This window comes from Testudinibacter sp. P27/CKL/0425, assembly GCF_052931395.1.
The window spans coordinates 436,384-457,895 of the sequence record NZ_CM128801.1 but is presented as its reverse complement, the minus strand read 5'-3'; the positions used below and the strand labels follow the sequence as shown (position 1 = coordinate 457,895).

Below are 21,512 nucleotides of genomic sequence, written 5' to 3'. Positions count from 1 at the left end.
TATCCTGTTTGGCTGACTTATAACTTAGGCGTTTCAGCAGGCTGTTGCGTACCGATGCCGGCTTTGTCCGAAACTACGACCAAGCTGCCATTACTCAAACGCTGTTGTCCGCCGGTGACAATAATATCGCCGAATTGCAACGGACCTTTTTCCAGGTGGGAATAGATACCGCTACGATCCAAGGTTTTTACCGTCACCAGATAAGCACGATACATTTTGTCTAAATTCTCGTTATCGGCATATTTTTCTTTGTCTTCATCGGAAAGTGCGGTCAGACGGTAAACGCTTTCGCCGTACATATTATAAGCAATCGCCACCTGCGGCAGCACCAGCTGATCATACTCGGTGGTCAACGCAACCCGCACGCGGGCGAACATTCCTGAAAGCAATTTGTCGCGGCTGTCTTCCACCGTCGCCTGTAAATCGATCAACCCGCTGGTTGAAGTGATTGCCGGTTCGATCGCCGAAATTTTTGCGGCGAAGGTTTCGCCGGTAAACGCATCGACAACCGCGGTGACTTTCTGTCCGATAAACAGATTTTCTAAATTATTTTGTCCGATTGAGAAATCAATTTTGGTGGTGCTGATATCTTCAACCCGCACCATCGGCTGACCAACCGTAACATATTCACCGACATTAACCTGAATGATCCCGGTGACGCCGTCAAACGGCGCGTAAATTTGGCGGCGGGCGATGGTGGCTTTCGCCGACTCGATATTCGCAACCAAGGTTTTATAGCTGGATTCGGCGTTGTCTAAATCACTTTGTGAAACGCTTTTACTGCGGAACAGGGTGGCATAACGCTGATAATTCGCCTGTACCGAGGTCAATTGTGCTTGGTAGGCGGCAAGATTGGCTTTTTCAACATCAGAGTCCAGCTCAATCAATAAATCGCCTTTTTTCACCTGCTGTCCGGCTTCAACAAAGACATTTTTTACCGTACCGCTGGTTTGGGAACTCAACATCGCGCCTTGGTTCGGGCGAATAATCCCGGTTGCTTCGATTGCAGGCGTCCATTGTTGGGTTTGTAGTGTGGTGACCGTGACCGGATTAATCGGTTCAGGCATATTGGCAAAATACGCCGCCATTCCGCGTGCCTTTAACATTTGTAAGCCGATAACGGCAGCAAAAGCCAGAATAACAATAAGGAGAACCAATTTCATCACGAAAGAACGCGATTTCTTAGGCTTGTTATTTTGAACGTCTGACATAAAAAACTCCGTAATGATTAAGAGATAATAAAATTAGTTGCAAATGGATTGCCATGTTTTTTTAATAACAGCTTCCAACACATCGTCGGCATACGCCTCGGCATAGTGCGCTTGGCGAAACGCCAATTTTGGCGCGCTTTCCAAGCTTAAGGCAAACAGCACATCCGGCGGCAAATGGCATAACTGCCGCTGCTTCTGCCCCAGTTTGATAAATTTATTCCAGGGATCGTGCCCTTCCCGACAACGTTTAACCAACTCGCTGAAGCCCGGTAGGGTCGTATATTGATAAAAATTTTTTAATATTTGCGGATTGTGATTAAAAAATTCCCAGAAATTCCACCACATTTGGCGGTATTGTTCAAATAATGGCGCTTCGGGATCCAGATTTTTGCTGAGTTGCTCATCTACTCGGGCAAACAGGTATTTCGCCAATTCAGTTAATAGTTCGTCTTTATTTTTGAAATAGATATAAATCGTGCCGACCGAGATCCCGGCGGCTTTGGCAATTTTCTGCATTGATAGCGTATGTAATCCTTGTTCGGCCATCAACTTTTCAGTCGCCAATAAGATTTGCTGTGCAGTTGCAAGTTCGGAATGTCGCATTAATCAAAAAATCCCTAAAATGAATGAACGTTCATTCTAGTGATTTTTGTGACGCAGTTCAAGAAATAAAACTTTTGTCAGTGCGATTTTTCTGTGAATTAAAGGAGGGAAAAAGCAAAGTGCGGTTACAACCTGTTTAAAATTAACGATAGCATCCCTGCCGCAATCAACGGCCCGACCGGCACGCCTTTAAACAGCGCCACTCCGGCAATCGTGCCGATTAACAAGCCGGTGATAATCGAAGGTTGCGAAGTCATCAAATTGACCCCGCGCCCGCCTAGCCACGCGACAAAAATCCCAACTACGATCGCTAACAGCATTTTCCAATTCAACAGCAAGCCGCCAAGATTATCCAGCTTAACTTTCCCTGACACTAACGGGCTTAATACGCCGATTGTCAAAATGATAATCCCGATCTGTAAACCGTATTGTTCCACCCAAGGAATATAGCGTTCCAACGGCGTTTGTTGTAGCACCAGCAGCACAGCGGCGGAGATAATGATCGATTGATTGTGGCTGAAATAACCTAACACAATCAGAAAAACCAGCATTGCCGCAGCGGCATTAAAATGGAAAAAAGACATGAAAACTCATATTGGGTCGGCGTAATAATCAATGGATTTAATCTACTACGCCAAAGAGGAAATGCAAGAGTTATCTCCCTTTAATCGCTATATAAATAATTATATGACCATATTTTCATTATTTTTAACTTGATATAAGTCAACAATTAGTAAATTAAATATCAAAATACCTCTTTATAGGCATTAAGCCTATAAAGAAAGCATGGATAATCCCAAAGATGAACAAACGTGTCAATCGGCTAGGGTCTTAATCGAATGACACAGAAGCTAAATTTCGGGAATAAAGATGAATTCAGTTGTAAAAAATGATAACCGCAGTGATACGCCTGCTGACAATGCCGACGAATGGCATGTTTGCGGCGTGGTGGTGCAGTGCCGTCCGGACGATATTAACGCAGTGAAAACCGCTTTACAGCAACTGGACTACACCGAAATCAACGCAACTGACGAAAGTGCGGGCAAACTGGCGGTGGTAATGGAGTCACACAATCAGGGTGTCCTATTGGAACGTATGGAGACGGCACGCAATATTCCGGGTGTGTTGGCTCTTTCTTTGGTGTATCACCAACAAGCGCAAGATTAACAAGATTAATCCGTCGGCAAAAACCGATGTTTAAAAAACAGTGGGGGAACAGATGAATTTAAGTCGTCGTGAATTTATGAAAGCCAATGCCGCAACCGCGGCAACGATGGCAGCCGGTTTGAGTATTCCGGTGGTGAATATTGCCGCCGCCGATAACTCAATCAAATGGGACAAAGCCGTTTGCCGCTTCTGCGGAACCGGCTGTAGTGTATTGGTCGGAACACAAAACGGTCGCGTCGTTGCTTCGCAAGGCGATCCGGATTCCGAAGTAAACCGCGGGCTGAACTGTATCAAAGGTTACTTCCTGCCGAAAATCATGTACGGAAAAGACCGCGTAACTCAGCCGATGTTGCGTATGACCAACGGCCAATACGACAAACACGGCGAATTTACCCCGGTCAGCTGGGATGTCGCGCTCAGCACTATGGCAGACAAATTCAAAGCAGCCATTGCGAAAAACGGTCGCAATGCCGTTGGTTGCTTCACCTCCGGACAATCCACCATTTGGGAAGGCTACGCATTGAACAAACTGTTCAAAGCCGGCTTACGCTCGAATAACGTTGACCCGAACGCGCGTCACTGTATGGCGTCTGCGGCGGTTGCGTTCCTGCGCACCTTCGGGATCGATGAGCCGATGGGTTGTTATGATGATATCGAACACGCAGACGCTTTCGTGCTGTGGGGTTCCAACATGGCGGAAATGCACCCGATTTTGTGGTCGCGGATCACCGATCGCCGCCTGTCCAAACAAGACAGCCAAGTGTTCGTGTTATCCACCTTCGAACACCGCTCTTTTGAATTGGCGGACTACGGTTTAGTGTTCACCCCGCAAAGTGACTTGGCGATTCTGAACTATATCATCAACTATTTGATTCAAAATGATGCGATCGATTGGGATTTCGTCAACAAACACACCAAATTCAAGAAAGGCGACACCGACATCGGCTACGGCTTGCGTCCGGAGCACCCGTTAGAGCAAAAAGCCCAAAATGCCGGCAGTGGCAAAATGCACGACAGTAATTTTGAAGAACTGAAAGCGTTGGTTTCCGAATATACCTTGGAAAAAGCGCACGAAATCAGTGGCGTGCCGAAAGATCAATTGGAAGCATTGGCAAAACTGTATGCCGATCCGAACAAAAAAGTGGTTTCTTTCTGGACCATGGGCTTCAACCAACATACCCGCGGCGTATGGGTTAACCACTTAATGTACAACGTTCACTTGCTGACCGGTAAAATCTCACTGCCGGGCTGCGGGCCGTTCTCATTAACCGGTCAACCGTCTGCTTGTGGTACGGCGCGTGAAGTGGGCACCTTCGCTCACCGTCTGCCTGCCGACATGGTGGTGACCAATGAGAAACACCGCGACATTTGTGAGAAAGCCTGGAAATTACCGAAAGGCACGATTTCTGAAAAGGTCGGCTATCACGCTATCGCTCAAGACCGCGCATTGAAAGATCGCAAAATGAACGTGCTGTGGGTGATGTGTAACAACAATATGCAAGCAGGTCCGAATATCAATGAAGACCGCCTACCGGGCTGGCGTGATCCGGAAAACTTTATCATCGTTTCCGATCCGTACCCGACTGCCAGTGCCTTGTCTGCTGACTTGATTCTACCGACCTCCATGTGGGTGGAAAAAGAGGGCGCTTACGGTAACGCAGAACGCCGTACCCAATTCTGGCGTCAACAAGTGCCGAAAACCGGTGACTCGCGTTCCGATTTATGGCAATTGGTCGAATTTGCTAAATATTTCAAAGTAGAAGAAGTTTGGGAAGAAGAGCTGTTGGCACAAATGCCGGAATACCGTGGCAAAACGCTATACGAAATTCTGTTCACCAACGGACAAGTAGACAAATTCCCGATCAGTGACTGGGATGATAGCGTGCTGAACGATGAATCCCGCCATTTCGGTTACTACCTGCAAAAAGGGTTGTTTGAAGAGTATGCCGAGTTTGGTCGCGGTCATGGTCATGACTTGGCGGATTTTGAAATGTATCACAAGGCGCGCGGCTTACGTTGGCCGGTAGTGGACAATAAAGAGACCTTATGGCGCTATCGTGAAGGCTACGATCCGTATGTCAAAGCCGGTGAAGGCGTGAAATTCTACGGACAGCCGGATGGCCGCGCCGTGATTTTAGCCGTGCCTTATGAGCCACCTGCAGAAGCACCGGATCAAGAATACGACTTGTGGTTGTCCACCGGTCGCGTATTGGAACACTGGCATACCGGCAGCATGACGCGTCGCGTGCCTGAATTGCACCGCTCTTTCCCTAACAACTTGCTGTATATGCACCCGTTAGATGCGAAAGAACGCGGAATGCGCCATGGCGATAAGGTAAAAGTCGTTTCGCGCCGCGGAGAAATGGTCACCTTCTTAGATACTCGCGGACGGAATAAAGTGCCGCAAGGCTTGGTATACACCACATTCTTTGATGCAGGTCAGTTGGCAAACGTCCTGACGTTAGACGCAACCGACCCGATTTCGAAAGAAACCGATTTCAAAAAATGTGCCGTGAAAGTGGTTAAAGCCTAAACCGTGGTGAATGATGCGTAAACCAGCTGTGAACCCGAACCGTCGCCGCTTTTTAAAAGATGCCACCCGCACTGCGGGTGGTCTGGCGGGCATCGGATTGCTGCTGGGTTTGCAGCAACAGCAAAGTCTGGCGCGCGAAGGGGTTGCCCTACGCCCGCCGTTTGCATTGGAAAATGAAAAAGACTTTGCGGCGACTTGTATCCGCTGCGGGCAATGTGTGCAAGCTTGTCCGTATGATATGTTGCATCTCGCATCACTTTTATCACCGCTGGAAGCGGGCACGCCGTATTTTATTGCGCGTGATAAACCGTGCGAAATGTGTGAGGACATTCCTTGCGCCAAAGCCTGCCCGAGCGGTGCGCTGGATTCAACTCAAGATAATATTGACGATTCCCGCATGGGCTTGTCGGTGTTGTTGGATCACGAAACCTGCTTGAACTGGCAAGGACTGCGCTGCGATGTGTGTTATCGGGTTTGTCCGTTAATCGACAAAGCGATCACGCTGGAAATGCAGCACAATGATCGCAGCGATCGCCATGCGAAATTTATCCCGACGGTGCATTCCGATGCTTGTACCGGCTGTGGAAAATGCGAGCAGGCGTGTGTGTTAGAAGAAGCTGCGATCAAAGTGTTACCACTTTCGTTGGCAAAAGGCGTGTTGGGCTATCACTATCGTCTGGGTTGGGAAGAAAAAGAGAAAGTGGGTCACCCATTGTTGCCTGATGAGATGATTAAACTGCCGACTCGGCTACCTGAAAACTCATTGTCGGAGAGTCCATAATGGCAAATCCGATTAATCTTGCCGGCAGAGAAGCACGCGAAAAACTGGGCTGGTGGCGAGCCAACCGTTTTCTGTTTTGGCGACGACTGTCTCAACTGAGCATTTTAGCGATGTTTTTATCCGGTCCTTGGTTTGGCGTTTGGATTTTGAACGGAAACTACAGCAGCAGCATGTTGTTGGATACCATTCCGTTATCTGACCCGCTAATCATGGCAGAAAGCCTTGCCAGCGGCTACTTACCGCACTTGACCGCACTTTTGGGCGGACTGATCATCATTGCGGTGTATGCTGCATTGGGTAGCAAAGTGTTCTGCGGCTGGTGTTGTCCGTTGAATGTGGTCACTGATAGCGCAGCATGGCTAAGACGTAAATTAAATATCCGGCAGAGTGCCAAACTCGACCGCTCTTTGCGTTACGGCATTTTGATTATGATTTTAATCGGAAGTGCGGTCAGCGGCATGTTGTTATGGGAGTGGATCAACCCGGTTGCCGCTCTCGGGCGCGCACTGATTTACGGCTTCGGTGCAACCACTTGGTTATTACTGGCGATCTTCCTGTTTGATTTGTTGATTGTCGAACACGGTTGGTGCGGTCATCTTTGCCCGATTGGCGCGACTTACGGCATAATCGGCGCCAAAGGGATTATTCGGGTTAAAGTGATCGATCGCGATCGTTGCGACCGCTGCATGGACTGTTTTAACGTTTGCCCGGAACCACAAGTTTTACGCAACCCGCTCTTTGGCAATAAAGAAGAGCAACAAGAACAAAATTTATTAGTGTTATCAAAAGATTGTATCAGTTGTGGACGTTGTATTGATGTCTGCCCTGAATCTGTTTTTAAATTTTCCACAAGATTTGATCATGCGAGGAGTGAGCGATGATTAAAAATACTAAAGTACTAGCATTGGCAGGTTTATTATTAAGTGGTTTGTGTAGTTCGGCGCTGGCGCAGGACGTCTATCCGGTAGGAAAAGACATTGCCAGCTCGCCGGAAAGTACCGCTCCGCAATTTCACAATCAACCTAAAGAGAGTGAACTGGCGGCACTGAGCTATGTTAACCAACCGCCAATGGTGCCGCACAGCACTAAAAATTATCAGGTGACCAAAAACATCAATCAATGTTTGAACTGCCACAGCGTGCAAGCTTCTCGCACCACCGGCGCAACCCGAATCAGCCCGACACACTTTGCCAGCCGTGACGGTGTTGTCAGCGGTGAAGTGTCGCCACGCCGCTATTTCTGTGTGCAGTGCCACGTTTCACAATCTGATGTTGAGCCTATCATCGAGAACCAATTCAAACCGTTACCGGGCTACGGCGACAAATAAGGAGCAAACATCATGATTAAAAACCTGATAAAACGCTTTTGGCACTGGTTCCGCTCGCCGAGCCGAATCGCGGTCGGCACCTTGTTAGTGGTCGCGTTTATCGCCGGTATCGTTTCATGGGTCGGCTTTAACTACGGAATGGAACAGACCAACACCGAGGAATTCTGCGTCAGCTGCCACAGCAATGATGTGTACCCGGAATATTTGCACACCGCGCACTACCAAAACCGCAGCGGCGTGAAAGCCACCTGTCCGGATTGCCATGTGCCGCATGAATTTGTACCGAAAATGATCCGTAAGTTGCAAGCCAGCCGTGAAGTGTATGCGCACGTGATGGGTTACACCGACACCATTGAGAAATTCAACGCTCGCCGCCTGCACATGGCTGAACGTGAATGGGAACGGTTAAAAGCCAACGATTCACAAGAGTGTCGCAACTGCCACAATTTCGACAATATGGATTTCAGCCAACAAAAAACTGTAGCTGCTAAAATGCATGAAAAAGCAATTAAAGACGGCAACACTTGTATCGACTGCCACAAAGGCATCGCCCACCAATTGCCGGATATGCGCGAAGTGGAAGATGCCACCGCATACTAATCCGTTCTCTCAAAGAACAAAAGCCCAAACAAATGTTTGGGCTTTTTTATATTCTATTCGTTGTCACGCTCTCTGCGGATCTATTCTAATTTTATTGACAATATTCCAAGCAAAGTTAGATTTGTTTTCAATCCCGCTATTTTACGTTGCAAATTTCAAGGTCACTATCAGCGCAATACGAGCGGGATAGGTAACAGAACTGCGCTACCAGATTAAAATAATACGCTATACCTCCCCCAGCCTTCGGCAGCCTCCTCCGTAAACGGAGAGGGCGAAAGAGATTTTCTTGCTCATTATTGGTGATATGCATGATTTTCTCTCTCCGCGTGCGGAGGGAGATGCCCGAAGGGCAGAGGGAGGCGATATGATGTTTTATTTCATAACCATAGCAAACACAGTCACTATCCCTGCGGCAATCGAATCTGATTGCGGGCGTTATACAACGTGCGATGCCCGAAATACAGCGCACCGAATAGCGACAGGCTGACGGCGGTGCAAATTGCAATCATAATCGCAATTTGATACAACACTGCGGTGCTCGGCAACGTGCCGGAGAGAATCTGCCCGGTCATCATGCCCGGTAGCGCGATAATTCCCATGCCGAGCATACTGTTCAGCGTCGGTAAAAGTGCGGTTTCCACCGCCTGATTGACATACGGCAGCAAAATCTTTTGTGGCGTCACGCCGAAATTGAGCAAGGTGCTGATTTTATCCCGCTCCGAACGCAGACTCTCACGGAAGGTTTTAATCCCCAAATTCAGTGCCGTCATCGAATTGCCCATAATCATGCCGCCGAGCGGGATCACATATTGCGGGTTAAACAAATGCTGGTTAGTCACCACGACGACAAAGAAAGCGATGATACTCAGTCCGGAAAACGTCATCGCCAGCGCAATCGCCAATTTAAACGCGCGGCTTAAATTCGGATTTTTCGACAGCACCCGATGAATCGCGAAAATCACCATTGCCGCCACATATAAAATCGTAAAAATCGGGCTAGGATGTCCGAAAATATACGTCAACACCCAGCCGGCAATGATCAGTTGCAACGTCATGCGGATACTGGCAATTAACAGCAGCTTTGATTGCTGAATGTGATTTTTTTTCATCACATACAGCACCAGCAACAACAGCAGATACACCAAGCTGAAATTCAGTAAGTTCATACTGACATCATTCATATTTTAATCCTTTTTAATTTGGATAATCTGATCCGCATGGCGTTCGGTTAACCGTCGATCATGGCTGATTGCCAACACGCTAATCCGTTGCTCACGGCAATATGCCAATATCTCACTCAGCACCGTTTCCGCCAGTTCGGCGTCTAGCGCAGAGGTGGGTTCATCCAACATTAACAATTTAGGCTGCAAACTCAGCGCCAATGCCAGAAAAACCCGCTGCTGCTCGCCGCCTGACAACGTGTTGCATGACGCATCCAATTCAAAATCCACATGGCAAATATGTAAAAACTGCTTGATTTGTTCGCTATTCGGCGGCGATTTATCCAAATAACGATAGAATTGCTCAAAATTTTCTCGGATCGACTGTGGAAACAGAAACAGGCGCTGATTCATCAACAGCAACTCACGCCGCAGTTGTATGCTGTCGAGCTGCTCGATGTTTTGCCCTTGATAGAGAATTTGCCCGCCGCTCAACGATTCGCTGCCGTTAATCAGGCGCAACAGCGTGCTTTTTCCGCTGCCGCTCGGACCTTGTAGAAAGGTGACTTGTTCGGCAAGAATTTGGCTGTCGGGATAATGCAGCACTTGCTGTGCTTGGAAAGTCACCTGTTGTAATTCGATAAGTGCGGTCATGGCGATCATATAGAGAGTAAATAATCACCAAGTATAGCATATCGCTGCTATTTTCTCAGCTTGACTCGCTCAATTTCGTGATTGGCACCTTTCACTAAAATCAAATTGGCACGCTCACTGCTCGGCAAAATATTCTGTTTCAGATTCAAACCGTTAATCGTGTCCCAAATATGGTGAGCCGTCTCAATCGCTTGCTGTTCGGACAGTGACGAATAGTGGTGGAAATAAGAATTCGGATCGCTGAACGCCCCCTTACGGAAGGTTAGAAAACGCTTGGTGTACCAAGTTTTCAATAGCGACTCTTTGGCATCAACAAAAATCGAAAAATCGACAAAATCGGAAACAAACAGCCGATCCGGGTGGCTGCTGTGATTGGCGCTGGTTTGCAGCACGTTCAGCCCTTCCAAAATCAGAATATCCGGCTGATCAATCACATTATATTCATTCGGCACGATGTCATAAGTTAAGTGCGAATAAATTGGCGCTTTCACCCCGCTCTTGCCCGATTTAATGTCGGAAATAAACCGAATCAAACGCTGAGTATCATAAGAAACCGGAAAGCCTTTTTTCTGCAACAGATTCTCTTGCTGCAGCTTGGCTAACGGATAGAGAAAACCGTCGGTGGTGATCAAATCCACTTTGCGCTTTTTCGGCCAGTGACTGAGCAGCGATTGCAGGATCCGCGCCGAGGTGCTTTTGCCCACCGCCACACTGCCGGCAATGCTGATGATATACGGTACTTTTGGGGTTTCGACACCTAAAAAACGGTGCAACACCGTTTGGCGCCGCAAATTTTCTTCAATGTAATAATTGACCAAACGCGCCAGCGGCAAATAAATGGTGCTGACTTCTTCCAGTGACAATTCTTCGTTAAAGCCCAATAACGGCTCTAAATCTTGCTCGGTCAAGGTCAACGGGACAGATTTACGCAATGCCGCCCACTGCTGACGGTCAAATTCCAAAAACGGCGTAAATTTTTTCTGTTCTGAACCCATGTATCACTTCTTTTCTCGCTTACCGGCGATTCGTTGACAATGGGCGATATATTGCACCGATTAACTCCTAGACGCAATCCTGATTTCACAAATAATCGTTGATTTTCAGCAATTATTGAAGAAAAAGCTCAAAAGTTGATCAAATGCCATACAGATAATTAAAGTGCGGTTGATTAACCGCACTTTAATGAAAGGAGCGATATTTATTTCACTTTAATAGACTCAATATACTCTTCAACATTGCTTTTGATTATCGACACCATTGGGCCATAAATAATTTGAATTGCATTTCCTCGTTTGATGATCCCTGTTGCGCCCGTTGTTTTCAGTAAAACTTCATCAAGTACCGCACTGTCTTTTAACGTCAAACGTAAGCGGGTGGCACAGTTATCAACGTCCAAAACATTGCCTAATCCACCTACTGCATTGAGAATGGTGGCTGATTTTGAATCATCTGTGCTATTCAATCCTGATGCGGCGTGCTTAGAATCCGATTTATTTAAATAATCTGCTTTTGTGTAGAGTTTTGCATTATCCGCATCAAAATCTTCTTCTCGCCCAGGAATGAGAACATTCCATTTTACGATGAAATAACGGAACATAAAGTAATAAATCACAGCATAAACAACAATCAGCATGATCAAAAGTGGATAATTGGTTTTTTCTGCACCTTGTAATAAACCGAATACAGTAAAATCTAACAAGCCATCAGAAAATGTTGTGCCAACCGCAATATTCAGTAAATAGCAAGCCGCAAAAGCGGTTCCTGCTAATAACACATGGATACCAAACAATGCTGGGGCTAAGAATAAAAATGTAAATTCTATCGGCTCAGTGATACCCGTTAAAAAACTGGTTAGCGCTGCGGATAAATATAGCCCCTTCACTAAACTACGGCGTGATTTTTTCACTGTATGGTACATTGCCAACGCAGCACCAATCAAACCACCCATCATAAACGGATATTTCCCAACCAGAAACTTAACGGCGTCCATATTAAAGTGTGTTGTATTCGGATCTGCCAATTGTGCAAAGTAAATATTCTGCGCGCCAAAATAAAGCTTTCCAGCAACTTCCATGCTACCGCCTAACTCGGTTTGCCAAATTGGAATATAAAAAGCATGGTGTAATCCAAATGGAATTAAGGCTCGTTCAATAACACCAAATAAAAATGTACTAACTACGCCTGAGCTTACCACAACATTCCCTAATACACCGATTCCTTCTTGAATAAAAGGCCAAACAATTTCAAAAATGAACCCCAGAATAATTGCACTCAAGACACTGATAATCGGAACAAAACGCGTCCCTGCAAAAAAAGAAATCATTGAGGGTAATTCAATTTTATAGAAGCGATTATGCAAATAAGATACGAGCATACCCGATATAATACCGCCAAACACGCCTAACTGTAACGAGGTAATACCCAGTACATCGGTTAAACGCCCTAAAGCAATACCGGGTGAAACTGAACCGTCAGGCAATATAATCCCTTTTGCATTTAATAACACATTGATCATGGCATGCATTGCAATAAATGAAATACCTGCAGCAAAAACAGCTACCGCTTTTTCTTGTTTCGCTAATCCTAATGCGACTGCCATCGCAAATAATAATGGAAGATTACCAAAGACAACAACGCCGACCGATTTAAAAATATTTAACATGATGGGAAAGCAGCCTTCACCCAGTAACCATTCTAAATGATATGATGCAATCGTTGCTGGATTCGTAAATGAAGCACCTAATCCTAAAAGAATACCGACAAACGGTAAAATTGAAATTGGCAAGAAAAATGATTTTGCCATCTTTTGTAATACTTCAAAAGACTTACCTTGACTTTTCATAATGAATCACCCTAAAAATAGAATTAAATAATTTATGCTAGTGCATAAGAAAATATCTCATCACCGTGTGATACCTCTTTTTTTTCGGACAACGTAAAGGATTTCACTCTTTCCATATTGGTAATGACAGTCATTGTATGAAGTTGCAAATTACTCGACCGCACTTTATTAAGATCAACGGTTGCAATAAGCTGATTTGCTTGAACCCGTTCACCGAGAATAACATGGGGGATAATGGCATTATTATTTAAACTCACGGTATCAATACCTACATGAATCAGAATTTCCAAACCATCTTTACCACGAATGCCGTAACAATGATTTGAGCCTTTATAGATAGAAATAATCTCTCCCTCAATCGGTGAAAAAACACTTTCACCTGAAGGTAAGATCGCAAAGCCATCTCCCAGCATTTTTTCTGAGAACATCTCATCTGGCACTTGTTCCATGCTTAACAATAAGCCGTTTTGCGTTGCTACGAGCCGACTGGCTCTACTTTTCAATAATCCAAATATAAAAGATCCTCACTTTTTATTTATCAAAAAACAAAGAACAAAACCCTTCATTCAAATGAAAAGTTACGCCTATAATTTTCGTTTGTAAATTGACGAATGCTAATATTGTGAGATCGATCAATTTTATTCCTCCTTTTATTTATCAAAAATATAAACAATAATCCATTATTGATCTAACCCCAAATTTAGGACGCTAATCAAATATGGCAAAGTTGATTTTAATCAATTTTTAAATACATAAAAAACAGCACCGCCTCAATAGATTTTTATTTTCCTTGATATTAAATAGCGCTATTTAATCGTGACAACAGATAGCGATTACCAGTAATTAAGTAATATGCTTGCTTGTTACATTGAAAGAGATACGTAAGATGATAAAATGAAGAACTGCTGGCGAAATAAAACTAGAATGCGCATTTTAAGCAATCTAATCCCAATCCAAACAAAAAATAACCGCACATTAATATAAGTGCGGTTAGTTCAATATAGGTGAGGTGTATTAACAAATAACTAGAATGTGTTTTTATCAAAAGCAAGCTGCCAATCTTGATCGAATTTATCAATGGCCGCGAAAACAGCAGGATCATTCACAAATAATGCCATAACATCACAACCTACCGTGATTGAGCTACAGCGTGCAAGCATACAATCCAATACTTGTCTTGGCGTTCTAAAACTCGCCGCTAATACCATTGCTTCAGGTCGATGTAAATCCAACAACGTTTGTAATTCCGCAACCGTTTGAATGCCATTACCGCCTTGCGCATCAATACGATTAACATAAGGCGCAATATATTTTGCACCTGCCAATGCGGCTAAGAAACCTTGTCCAGCACCATAAACAGCGGTGCCCAATGTCGGTACGCCTTGTGCAGTCAGCTGCTTAATCGCAATCAAACCTTCTGCCGTAACTGGAATTTTTACCACAAGATTATCAATTTGATCCCTAAGTTGTAGTGCCTCGCCAACCATTTTGTCCGCTTCATGTGCCAGTACTTGCGCAAATAATAATTTATCTGGGCCAATAATCTGCTGAATGTCACGAAGTGCGGTCAGTAAGGGGCGCCGTTCTTTTGCAATGATACTGGGATTTGTGGTTACCCCTTGAATTGGCAGTATGTTTGCAAAGGTTTCAATATCAGCAAGATTTGCCGTATCTAAATATAACTCCATAAATTTACCTCTTATTTATATTAAATTAAGCATCAACTTTATACAGTGGAATATCCAATTGACTGACAATCGTTTCATACGCTTTGCTAATAGACGCATCAGTAATCAGACCTGAAAGCCTATGCGTTGATTGATAATAATGTGGAAACGCCTTACCAAACTTACTGGCATCGGTAATGATGTAATGATCAATATTTCGACTCAGTAAGGTATTGACTAACTCCGCTCTTTTTCGATCTTTGCCACTCATACCCTGTTCATTAAAACCATCAATACCAATGAAAGATTTATCAATATCCATATTTAATACACTTTCACAAGCCGCTCGGCCAACAACATAATCGCTGTCTTTTTGATACTCACCGCCCAGTAAGAAAATTTTAATCGGGCTATCTTTTAATGCCCTCGCAATATAACAACTCGGTGTAATAATCGTCACCAATTTATTATATGCAATATATTTTGCTAATAATGAATTGGTGCTTCCACCTTCAATAAAAACATAATCGCCATGATTGACAAATGAAGCGGCAAAATGTGCTAACTGTTGCTTTAAACTAAAATTAACACTAATACGCGTCTCAATATCATCACTGTCCGTGGCAACCGCATAACCATGTGTACGCTTGATATAACGCAACTCCTCTAACTGCGTGAGGTCTTGTCGGATTGTCACTTCAGAAACCTGATTTAATGCGGCTAATTCAGTCACTTTAATTTGCCCTTGCTTAAACACTTGAGACAAAATATTCTGCTGTCTTTCATTTAACTCAATCATCATCGAAACGCCCTTCTTGTTTTTTATTGGTCGGTAGTTAATACCGACCAATTTATCACAAAACTACAGCGCATGCTCCGTTCTCGCGATGATATCATCTTGGGTTTCAGGTGAAAGTGCGGTGAAAAATGCCGAGTAGCCCGCCACACGCACAACTAAGTCTCGATATTGCTCAGGATTTTCTTTCGCAGCGAGCAACGTTTCTCTCGAAACAATATTGTATTGAATATGCCAACCTTTATGCTCTTCAAAGAACGTTCTCAACATCAGAATCAATTTCTCCCGATCCCGCGGATTTTCTAACGTAGAAGGGTTCAATTTCTGGTTCAGTAATACCCCACCTAGAATCTTATCGGTTGGTAATTTCCCGACTGAATTAAACACCGCCGTTGGTCCTAAAATATCGGTACTTGATGATGGGCTACAGCCCTCCGCCAATGCAGTCCAAGCCTTTCTGCCATCTGGCGTTGCCGCTGTCTGAGCCCCAAACGGCACATTCGCAGATATAGATGATGTTCCTGCGTAGTAATCGCCACCAATAGAACCTCTTCCATAGCGCGGATTATGATACTGTGCCAACTCTTCAATATAAGCACGATATGCCTCAACCAACAGGCCATCGACCTCATCATTATCATTGCCGTATTTCGGCGCACTGTTGAGTAAACGCTGGCGCAAAATTTCGCCTTCACTACCTGCAAAGTTATTGGCTAGCGCTTCTGCCAGTGCTTGCTGTCCAATCAATTGTTGATCGAAAACTAACTTTTTAACGGCGATCAAGCTATTCCCCGTATTGGCAATGCCCACTTGCAACCCCGATACCCAATCGTATTTTGCGCCCCCTTCTTTTAAGGTTTTGCCTTTTTCAATACAGTCATCAACCAACGCTGAACACAGGATATCTTGCGCATTATGTTCTAACATCGTGTCGATAATGTATTCGATTTCTATCGATTTTTCCGTGTAATACGCAATTTGTTCACGCCATTGCGTCATAACCTCATCAAAATTGTTAAAATTTCCTTGTGCTAACGATTTTTCTGCAGGTAAAAAGACTTTTCCACTGGTTGCATCTTTGCCGCCATGTAAACTGGCTAACACAACCCGTGCAAAATTGATAAAACTCATACCCGTACAACGATAGCCCCATTTGCCTGGCACTGCGGTTTCAATACAGCCAATCGCCGAATAGTCATAGGCATCTTCACGGCTAACCCCTAATTTTATAAATTCAGGGATCACAATTTCATCATTATTAAATGCAGGCATACCAAATCCACACTTAATCACCTGTACGCAAGCCTGCATAAATGCTTCACTCATGCCAGCATGATAACGGACACTGAGGTTTGGTTGCGTTGAACGTAGACGACCACAAGATTCTAAAATTGTATAGGACAGTTCATTCACCGCATCTTGCGGCACACCATTCACCAGTATTTGCCCACCAATTGTTACATTTTGGTACATCGGACTTCCTGCTGATGTTTTAGAGTGTGAGCCAGAGCGAATCTTATTGACTTCAAGGAGTTTCAACCAACAACTGTGCAATAATTCAATCGCACTTTCTCTTGACAGGGTTTTCTGTGCAATGACGTCTTGTTCATACCATTTATTGAGGTATTGATCTAAGCGACCAAATGAAACCGAATGTCCATTCGATTCAATTTGTAATACCAGCATAATAAAATAGCTCAATTGCAAGGCTTGCCAGAATGTTTCTGGTGGTTGGTGAGCAATATGCGAGCAGTTTTGTGCAATTTGCATAAGCTCTTTTTTACGCCAAACACGCTCTTCCTGCTCCGCCATCTCACGTGCCAATACCGCATAACGTTCAATATAATCACTCATGGCTTTCAACGCGATAACCACGGACGTTAAAAATTGATTTTGATAAAAGCCCTCTAATTCCGTGAGTTTGACTCGAGATTGACGAGCTTGTGTCTTCGCCAGTAATCCATCAATGCCATTTTCCAACAACAATGGAAAATTCACTGCCAGATGGGCATCGCCCGAATTCATATTCCCTTCGGCTTTGATCATCACACTATCCAGCAACGCTTTATGTTCATCACTAAAAAGCGCAAAGCATTTATCGACCACCGTTTGTCCGTGCCACCAAGGGCAAAGACGATGTAAAACCGCCTTATCCTGCTCCGTCACATTAAAGCCTGCACCAGGGCGATCACCTAAAATATCGATCTCTTTTTCGATCCAGCCCACCGTATATTCAGGAAAAATCGGCGCTGCTTTCGGTGTTTTCGCTTGGTTACCCACAATTAATTCATCATGTTTAATCCAAATTGTTTTCTTTTTGAGATGATTTTCCAATGCTAATGCACGGCGAATCACCATCGGTTGCGCAAAATGCGTTTGATAGCTCTCGGTATAGTGCTCTGCTCGTTCAACACAAATATCGGGCTTAATAATATGAATCAAGGTGTCTTTGTGCGCTTGAATACGTGGGGTCACGGTCGTTAAATCAAGAGTTCTCATGATGTTATCCTTTTAAAATGGGGGTTAAATGTTGCTGTTCTGCATATTGCATTGCAAAATCCAGTAAGGCATCATCGTTGAGTGGCTTAGGCGGCGCTAAATACGTTCGATCCAACATCTGGTATTTATTCGCCCCTAGGGTGTGATAAGGTAAAAAGTGGATTTGTTGTGCGCGAGTTTCATTGGAAACAAAATCAATCATCTGTTTGATTGTCTGTTTATCGGCATTAAAATCAGGGATTAGCGGCACCCGTACGAGCATCTCAACATCACTCTCTGTAGATAAACGGCGATAATTATCTAATATCCGTTTAGCCGATCCCCCTGTCCACGCATAAAACCGTTTTTCATCAAGGTGCTTTAAATCAGCTAACAGTAAATCCAAAAATGGCAAAGAAGGGGAAATATGCTTCCATGGTGTATGTAAACAACTCTCTACAGCAGTATGAAAGCCTTCGACACGGCATTGTTGTAATAGTTTCATCGCTAAATGCGGTTGCATGAAGGGCTCACCGCCCGACAACGTCATTCCACCACCTGTTTTACGGTAAAACGCACTATCTTTGCGCACCTCCATCATGATCTGCTCAAGCTCCATTTCCTGCCCACAAACATGCAATGCCGTTGTTGGGCAAGTGTTGACTAATGTGCGATATTCCTGATCGGAAATAATCTCTCGGTTAATCGAAAATGTCGTCGCTGTTTTATGAAAAATATGTGGAAATTGCTGGCTGCACAAACGACAGTCTTTCAAACAAAAGCGCTGATCAAATAAGATTTCCGCATGGCGAGATTCACTTTCTGGATTTTGGCACCAAGCACAGCTGAGTGAACAGCCTTTTAAAAAAACAACTGTTCTAATACCGGGTCCATCATGTGTTGAATAACGCTGAATGTTGAAGATCATCTTATTTACACCTCACATCTTTTGAATGAAAGTATGCGCTCTTTGTTTGAAAACAAAATAGTTTCAAGTGAAAGTTATTGACTTAGATCAACTTTTGTGGAATTTAAACTAGTGAAGGCAATTTTTGGAATCATGCTCATAAAAATTCATCATGAAACTGGAAACTCATTTCCGTTTTTTCTATTTTTATTCCTATGTTCTTGTCCTCCCTAATAGAAGAAATATGCGCATAACATCCGCATTATCGAAAAACTGGCTCGGCGCCTGCTGCCTGCTGTGCCAGCACACCCTCGCCATTGCCGGACATGGGATCTGCAGCCATTGTAATCGAGAGATTAAGCGCTTTGCCTATTGCGGCAGTTGCGGCGCGGAATTGACGTTTGATGTACGCCGTTGCGGCAACTGTTTAACTGAGCCACCGCTATGGCAAGGCTTAGTCACGGTCAGCCATTTTCAGCCGCCACTGTCGGAGATGATCCACCGTTTTAAATTCCATCGCCAGTTTCAGCTCGACCGCACTTTGGCACGTTTGCTGCTGTTAGCGGTGTTACAAGCACGACGCAATCATGGTTTAACCCTGCCCGACGCATTGCTGCCCGTGCCGTTACATCCGCTGCGCCACTGGCAGCGCGGCTATAATCAATCCGAATTGCTCGCCCGTCAGCTTTCACGCCGGCTAGCGATTCCGTGCGACACCCAATTATTATAACGCACACGCCGCACCCCGGCACAACGTGAACTGAGCGGCAAACAACGGCGTAAAAATCTCAAAAATGCGTTCCGCCTAACCGGCAACCCGACTTATCGCTCGGTGGCGATTATCGACGACGTTGTTACCACCGGCGCCACCGTACAAGAAATCAGCAAACAACTGCAAAAGTGCGGTATTGAACAGATTCAGGTTTGGTGTTTGTGTAGAACTTGAGCAATAAACCAATTTTTGTGTATAATTTAAATTAAACATACACATTGATGGAGAAATAAGATGCGAACCAATATCGTCATTAATGATCATTTAATGCAGGAAGCGTTATTACTTTCCGGCTTAAACACCAAACGTGAAGCTGTCGAAGCGGGGCTGAAACTTTTAGTTCAGCAAAAACGTCAACAGAAAATCCGTGAGCTACGCGGCGCTTTACATTGGGAGGGGGATTTAGCAGAAATGAGAGGATGTGATGATTATCGCTGACACCGACATTTGGATTGATTATTTTAACGGCGTAATCACGCCACACACTGATTATTTGGATAATACGCTACAAACCGGGCAAGTCGCTTTGACCGATGTTATTTTAATGGAAATTTTACAGGGATTCCGCCTTGAAAAAGAGTATCGACAAGCCAAAACCGCACTTGCCGTTCTTTCTTGCTTTGATATTCTTGGTGCTCAAAATGCGCAGCGCTATGCCGATTATTACCGCACTTTACGTCAAAAGGGCACGACGATCCGTAAAAGCAATGATGTGATGATCGCAGGTTTTTGTCTCAATCACCATTTACCACTGTTATTTCAGGATCGAGATTTTGAGCCGTTTGTTGCTCATTTTGGTTTGCAAACTTGTCTTTAGATCTGCACCGCCGACACCTTAATTTCCACTTTCCAATCCGCTTTTGCCAATTTCACTTCCACGCAGGCGCGTGCCGGTGTGTGGTTGGGATCTACCCATTCGTCCCATGCCAAATTCATGCCGTCGTAATCCGCCATATCAGTTAAAAAAATGGTCGCTTCCAGCAGGTGATTTTTGTCCGAACCGCACTTTGCCAGCCAGTGATCGATTTGTGCCAGCACATCGCGGGTCTGCTCAGTGATATCCGCATCGCTGTTTTCCGGCACCATACCGGCGAGAAAAACCAAGCCGTTGGCGACGGTGGCTTCGGAAAAGCGGACGGTTTGCCCGAAATATTGAATTGTCATAGGAAAATTCCTCAAAATGGTTTCGTCAGGCGGCTATAGTAACATAAGCTTCACGAACGGAAAGACTGGAAAAAAACGCAATTAAGGCGTATGATTTTCAGCATTCTATTTCCGACAATAACGGTCGGATATTACTAAACAAATTAAGGTGGACTATGTACATTAAAATCTCCGATACGGCACAAGCACACTTCGCCAAATTGCTGGAACAACAGGAAGAAGGCACCAATATTCGTATTTTTGTGGTCAATCCCGGCACGCCAAATGCCGAGTGCGGCGTCTCTTACTGCCCGCCGAATGCGGTGGAAGCGGCGGACAGCGAATTTAAATATGCCGGCTTTTCCGCTTTTGTCGATGAAGTGAGTTATCCGTTTTTAGAAGGCGCGGAATTGGATTTTGTCACTGACGATATGGGCTCACAATTAACCTTGAAAGCACCAAACGCTAAAATGAAAAAAGTCGCAGACGATGCGCCACTAATCGAGCGCGTGGATTATGTGATTCAAACCCAAATCAATCCGCAACTGGCAAGCCACGGCGGGCGCATCACCTTAATCGAACTGACCGATGACGGCTATGCGGTGCTGCAATTCGGCGGCGGCTGCAATGGCTGCTCAATGGTGGATGTCACCTTGAAAGACGGCATTGAAAAACAGTTGTTGGAACAATTTGCCGGTGAGCTGTACGGCGTGCGCGATGTCACCGAACATCAACACGGCGAACACTCTTACTATTAATCCGTTTTCAGCGGCGCAGCCATGCGCCCTGTACTTGCAATCCTCAAACAGCCATACCTAAAGTGCGGTCAACGCGTTGCAATTTACCGCACTTTAACTCAAGAGATACTTTC

At 44.8% G+C, this 21,512-nt stretch carries 22 protein-coding genes and 1 pseudogene; 10 read left to right on the top strand and 13 right to left on the bottom strand.

All coding sequences use genetic code 11. From position 1 onward, the window contains the following. Positions 1–17: 17 nt before the first annotated feature. The 3 genes from ACUHGC_RS02335 to ACUHGC_RS02325 form a co-directional block, all read right to left on the bottom strand. Positions 18–1,211: an efflux RND transporter periplasmic adaptor subunit gene (locus ACUHGC_RS02335; protein ID WP_446834081.1), complete on the bottom strand. Its 1,194-nt coding sequence runs from the start codon at positions 1,209–1,211 to the stop codon at positions 18–20. Positions 1,212–1,244: 33 nt separating this feature from the next. Then, positions 1,245–1,814: a TetR/AcrR family transcriptional regulator gene (locus ACUHGC_RS02330; protein ID WP_446834080.1), complete on the bottom strand. Its 570-nt coding sequence runs from the start codon at positions 1,812–1,814 to the stop codon at positions 1,245–1,247. 125 nt (positions 1,815–1,939) lie between these two features. Beyond that, positions 1,940–2,398: a DUF441 domain-containing protein gene (locus tag ACUHGC_RS02325; protein WP_446834079.1), complete on the bottom strand. Its 459-nt coding sequence runs from the start codon at positions 2,396–2,398 to the stop codon at positions 1,940–1,942. Positions 2,399–2,684: 286 nt separating this feature from the next. Here ACUHGC_RS02325 and ACUHGC_RS02320 point away from each other — a divergent pair, with 286 nt between their 5' ends. The 6 genes from ACUHGC_RS02320 to ACUHGC_RS02295 are packed head-to-tail and all read left to right on the top strand — an operon-like array spanning position 2,685 to position 8,222. Continuing rightward, positions 2,685–2,981 carry a chaperone NapD gene (locus ACUHGC_RS02320; RefSeq protein ID WP_446834078.1) on the top strand — a complete coding sequence of 99 codons (297 nt, stop codon included), beginning with the start codon at positions 2,685–2,687 and terminating at the stop codon, positions 2,979–2,981. Positions 2,982–3,033: 52 nt separating this feature from the next. Beyond that, positions 3,034–5,514, top strand: a complete 2,481-nt coding sequence (gene napA / locus ACUHGC_RS02315; protein ID WP_446834077.1) for a nitrate reductase catalytic subunit NapA — start codon at positions 3,034–3,036, stop codon at positions 5,512–5,514. A 13-nt stretch (positions 5,515–5,527) separates the two neighbouring features. Beyond that, positions 5,528–6,295 (top strand): ferredoxin-type protein NapG, encoded by a 768-nt coding sequence (gene napG, locus ACUHGC_RS02310; RefSeq protein WP_446834076.1) that lies wholly within the window; start codon positions 5,528–5,530, stop codon positions 6,293–6,295. Next, entirely contained in the window at positions 6,295–7,176 is an 882-nt protein-coding gene (gene napH / locus ACUHGC_RS02305; protein ID WP_446834075.1) for a quinol dehydrogenase ferredoxin subunit NapH, read from the top strand. Before napG ends, napH begins: the two co-directional genes overlap by 1 nt. Then, positions 7,173–7,622, top strand: coding sequence for a nitrate reductase cytochrome c-type subunit (locus tag ACUHGC_RS02300; RefSeq protein WP_446834074.1), 450 nt, complete (start codon positions 7,173–7,175; stop codon positions 7,620–7,622). Before napH ends, ACUHGC_RS02300 begins: the two co-directional genes overlap by 4 nt. Before the next feature lie 12 nt (positions 7,623–7,634). Further along, positions 7,635–8,222, top strand: a complete 588-nt coding sequence (locus ACUHGC_RS02295; RefSeq protein ID WP_446834073.1) for a cytochrome c3 family protein — start codon at positions 7,635–7,637, stop codon at positions 8,220–8,222. 401 nt (positions 8,223–8,623) lie between these two features. Here the strand turns inward: ACUHGC_RS02295 and ACUHGC_RS02290 are convergent, their stop codons facing one another. From ACUHGC_RS02290 to ACUHGC_RS02250, 9 genes are all read right to left on the bottom strand, one after another. Next, a complete protein-coding gene (locus tag ACUHGC_RS02290) occupies positions 8,624–9,403 on the bottom strand; it encodes an ABC transporter permease (protein WP_446834072.1) in 780 nt (259 codons plus the stop codon). 3 nt (positions 9,404–9,406) lie between these two features. Beyond that, complete coding sequence (locus ACUHGC_RS02285) at positions 9,407–10,036, bottom strand: ABC transporter ATP-binding protein (protein WP_446834071.1); 630 nt, start codon at positions 10,034–10,036, stop codon at positions 9,407–9,409. Positions 10,037–10,083: 47 nt separating this feature from the next. After that, a complete protein-coding gene (gene coaA / locus ACUHGC_RS02280) occupies positions 10,084–11,031 on the bottom strand; it encodes a type I pantothenate kinase (protein WP_446834070.1) in 948 nt (315 codons plus the stop codon). Positions 11,032–11,234: 203 nt separating this feature from the next. Then, entirely contained in the window at positions 11,235–12,878 is a 1,644-nt protein-coding gene (locus ACUHGC_RS02275; protein WP_446834069.1) for a PTS transporter subunit EIIC, read from the bottom strand. Positions 12,879–12,910: 32 nt separating this feature from the next. Beyond that, a complete protein-coding gene (locus ACUHGC_RS02270) occupies positions 12,911–13,327 on the bottom strand; it encodes a PTS sugar transporter subunit IIA (RefSeq protein WP_446834068.1) in 417 nt (138 codons plus the stop codon). Between the two features lie 576 nt (positions 13,328–13,903). Continuing rightward, positions 13,904–14,566, bottom strand: coding sequence for a fructose-6-phosphate aldolase (fsa, locus tag ACUHGC_RS02265; RefSeq protein WP_446834067.1), 663 nt, complete (start codon positions 14,564–14,566; stop codon positions 13,904–13,906). Between the two features lie 25 nt (positions 14,567–14,591). Continuing rightward, a complete protein-coding gene (locus tag ACUHGC_RS02260) occupies positions 14,592–15,347 on the bottom strand; it encodes a DeoR family transcriptional regulator (RefSeq protein WP_446834066.1) in 756 nt (251 codons plus the stop codon). 60 nt (positions 15,348–15,407) lie between these two features. Then, entirely contained in the window at positions 15,408–17,840 is a 2,433-nt protein-coding gene (locus ACUHGC_RS02255) for a formate C-acetyltransferase/glycerol dehydratase family glycyl radical enzyme (RefSeq protein WP_446834065.1), read from the bottom strand. A 4-nt stretch (positions 17,841–17,844) separates the two neighbouring features. Next, positions 17,845–18,747 (bottom strand): glycyl-radical enzyme activating protein, encoded by a 903-nt coding sequence (locus ACUHGC_RS02250; RefSeq protein WP_446834064.1) that lies wholly within the window; start codon positions 18,745–18,747, stop codon positions 17,845–17,847. 223 nt (positions 18,748–18,970) lie between these two features. On the opposite strand from ACUHGC_RS02250, the pseudogene ACUHGC_RS02245 reads away from it, so the two are divergent. The 3 genes and pseudogenes from ACUHGC_RS02245 (at position 18,971) to vapC (ending at position 20,315) form a co-directional block, all read left to right on the top strand. Continuing rightward, a pseudogene (locus ACUHGC_RS02245) lies at positions 18,971–19,672 on the top strand (phosphoribosyltransferase family protein). Between the two features lie 60 nt (positions 19,673–19,732). Next, positions 19,733–19,936, top strand: coding sequence for a type II toxin-antitoxin system VapB family antitoxin (locus tag ACUHGC_RS02240; RefSeq protein ID WP_446834063.1), 204 nt, complete (start codon positions 19,733–19,735; stop codon positions 19,934–19,936). Then, the gene (vapC, locus tag ACUHGC_RS02235; protein ID WP_446834820.1) at positions 19,923–20,315 is read left to right on the top strand and encodes a type II toxin-antitoxin system VapC family toxin; all 393 of its coding nucleotides are present in this window, start codon (positions 19,923–19,925) and stop codon (positions 20,313–20,315) included. Before ACUHGC_RS02240 ends, vapC begins: the two co-directional genes overlap by 14 nt. On the opposite strand, the gene ACUHGC_RS02230 is transcribed toward vapC, so the two are convergent. Continuing rightward, the gene (locus tag ACUHGC_RS02230) at positions 20,312–20,662 is read right to left on the bottom strand and encodes a RidA family protein (protein ID WP_446834062.1); all 351 of its coding nucleotides are present in this window, start codon (positions 20,660–20,662) and stop codon (positions 20,312–20,314) included. The two genes, vapC and ACUHGC_RS02230, sit on opposite strands and share 4 nt — an antisense overlap. A gap of 155 nt (positions 20,663–20,817) precedes the next feature. On the opposite strand from ACUHGC_RS02230, the gene nfuA reads away from it, so the two are divergent. Beyond that, on the top strand, positions 20,818–21,399 hold the full coding sequence (gene nfuA / locus ACUHGC_RS02225) for a Fe-S biogenesis protein NfuA (RefSeq protein WP_446834061.1): 582 nt from the start codon (positions 20,818–20,820) through the stop codon (positions 21,397–21,399). Positions 21,400–21,512 lie beyond the last annotated feature (113 nt).

What these genes read in the sequence shown, in the direction of transcription:
- ACUHGC_RS02335 (WP_446834081.1), bottom strand. Translation starts at nt 1,211, where the DNA reads ATGTCAGACGTTCAAAATAACAAGCCTAAGAAATCGCGTTCTTTCGTG.
- ACUHGC_RS02330 (WP_446834080.1), bottom strand. Translation starts at nt 1,814, where the DNA reads ATGCGACATTCCGAACTTGCAACTGCACAGCAAATCTTATTGGCGACT.
- ACUHGC_RS02325 (WP_446834079.1), bottom strand. Translation starts at nt 2,398, where the DNA reads ATGTCTTTTTTCCATTTTAATGCCGCTGCGGCAATGCTGGTTTTTCTG.
- ACUHGC_RS02320 (WP_446834078.1), top strand. Translation starts at nt 2,685, where the DNA reads ATGAATTCAGTTGTAAAAAATGATAACCGCAGTGATACGCCTGCTGAC.
- napA (WP_446834077.1), top strand. Translation starts at nt 3,034, where the DNA reads ATGAATTTAAGTCGTCGTGAATTTATGAAAGCCAATGCCGCAACCGCG.
- napG (WP_446834076.1), top strand. Translation starts at nt 5,528, where the DNA reads ATGCGTAAACCAGCTGTGAACCCGAACCGTCGCCGCTTTTTAAAAGAT.
- napH (WP_446834075.1), top strand. Translation starts at nt 6,295, where the DNA reads ATGGCAAATCCGATTAATCTTGCCGGCAGAGAAGCACGCGAAAAACTG.
- ACUHGC_RS02300 (WP_446834074.1), top strand. Translation starts at nt 7,173, where the DNA reads ATGATTAAAAATACTAAAGTACTAGCATTGGCAGGTTTATTATTAAGT.
- ACUHGC_RS02295 (WP_446834073.1), top strand. Translation starts at nt 7,635, where the DNA reads ATGATTAAAAACCTGATAAAACGCTTTTGGCACTGGTTCCGCTCGCCG.
- ACUHGC_RS02290 (WP_446834072.1), bottom strand. Translation starts at nt 9,403, where the DNA reads ATGAATGATGTCAGTATGAACTTACTGAATTTCAGCTTGGTGTATCTG.
- ACUHGC_RS02285 (WP_446834071.1), bottom strand. Translation starts at nt 10,036, where the DNA reads ATGACCGCACTTATCGAATTACAACAGGTGACTTTCCAAGCACAGCAA.
- coaA (WP_446834070.1), bottom strand. Translation starts at nt 11,031, where the DNA reads ATGGGTTCAGAACAGAAAAAATTTACGCCGTTTTTGGAATTTGACCGT.
- ACUHGC_RS02275 (WP_446834069.1), bottom strand. Translation starts at nt 12,878, where the DNA reads ATGAAAAGTCAAGGTAAGTCTTTTGAAGTATTACAAAAGATGGCAAAA.
- ACUHGC_RS02270 (WP_446834068.1), bottom strand. Translation starts at nt 13,327, where the DNA reads ATGGAACAAGTGCCAGATGAGATGTTCTCAGAAAAAATGCTGGGAGAT.
- fsa (WP_446834067.1), bottom strand. Translation starts at nt 14,566, where the DNA reads ATGGAGTTATATTTAGATACGGCAAATCTTGCTGATATTGAAACCTTT.
- ACUHGC_RS02260 (WP_446834066.1), bottom strand. Translation starts at nt 15,347, where the DNA reads ATGATGATTGAGTTAAATGAAAGACAGCAGAATATTTTGTCTCAAGTG.
- ACUHGC_RS02255 (WP_446834065.1), bottom strand. Translation starts at nt 17,840, where the DNA reads ATGAGAACTCTTGATTTAACGACCGTGACCCCACGTATTCAAGCGCAC.
- ACUHGC_RS02250 (WP_446834064.1), bottom strand. Translation starts at nt 18,747, where the DNA reads ATGATCTTCAACATTCAGCGTTATTCAACACATGATGGACCCGGTATT.
- ACUHGC_RS02240 (WP_446834063.1), top strand. Translation starts at nt 19,733, where the DNA reads ATGCGAACCAATATCGTCATTAATGATCATTTAATGCAGGAAGCGTTA.
- vapC (WP_446834820.1), top strand. Translation starts at nt 19,923, where the DNA reads ATGATTATCGCTGACACCGACATTTGGATTGATTATTTTAACGGCGTA.
- ACUHGC_RS02230 (WP_446834062.1), bottom strand. Translation starts at nt 20,662, where the DNA reads ATGACAATTCAATATTTCGGGCAAACCGTCCGCTTTTCCGAAGCCACC.
- nfuA (WP_446834061.1), top strand. Translation starts at nt 20,818, where the DNA reads ATGTACATTAAAATCTCCGATACGGCACAAGCACACTTCGCCAAATTG.